Genomic DNA, 793 nt, shown 5'->3' with positions numbered 1-793 from the left:
GCGTCGCGCACTTTCACGAACACCTCGACAACGCCACGAACGTCCTCGGTCAGGTCGTCATCCGCCGCGTCGGCATCGCCGATCGTCTCGTCTTCGAGATCGACGTCCTCGGGCAACTGACACTTGGTCAGCGTACCTTCCTTGACCAGCTCGTCGAGGATGGACGCGATGTCCTTCCGCCGGTCCCACACCACTGACCAGGCCCAGGCATGCGCCCAGATCAGCCAGCGTTTGCTGCCCTTCTCGCGCCCGATCAGGCACAAACCGAGAAGGTCGTCCAGACCGCCACCATCGACCGAGCCGACGATGACCTCGCTTCGAGCGATCAGGTCGTCGATCGTCAGGACCGGGATCGCGCAGCGCGGCCAATATTGCGCGCCCTGCCACCGATCCCGCGCCAAACGCTGGCCGATCTCGACGTTCAGATACTTCGCCAGGACGATCTGCTCGGACGTATCACCGTCCTCACCGCGCCCTTCCTTGGCGAGCCGGAGCTTGCGCTGGATGAAGTTCACCGACTGCGACCGCCCCAGATTGGGGTTGGTCACATAGAAATTTGTCGGGTCGAGATACGCCTCGTCCTCGCGCATATGCTTCGGCCACTCGTAGAGCATGCCGAAGCTGCGGGGATCTTCGATCGTACCGTCGCGCACGCCCCGGAAATAGTCGAGCCGATCCTTGAACACACCGGCCGGGCGCTCGTCACTGTGCGTCGTCAGGTAGATGACGAAACCTTCGGGACGCGAGGCAAGGCCGCCCGTCGCTTCCTCGAACATCGCCTCTGACCGCCCGC

General features: G+C 63.6%; 1 pseudogene. It reads right to left on the bottom strand.

Features of this window, described 5'->3' with window-relative positions:
* Positions 1 to 793 (bottom strand): annotated as a pseudogene (locus SB4_RS18540) (terminase large subunit); the annotation flags it as partial.

Source organism: Sphingomonas sanguinis (genome assembly GCF_001476905.1).
Lineage (GTDB): Bacteria > Pseudomonadota > Alphaproteobacteria > Sphingomonadales > Sphingomonadaceae > Sphingomonas > Sphingomonas sanguinis_B.
This window is presented reverse-complemented; position numbering and strand designations above follow the sequence as displayed.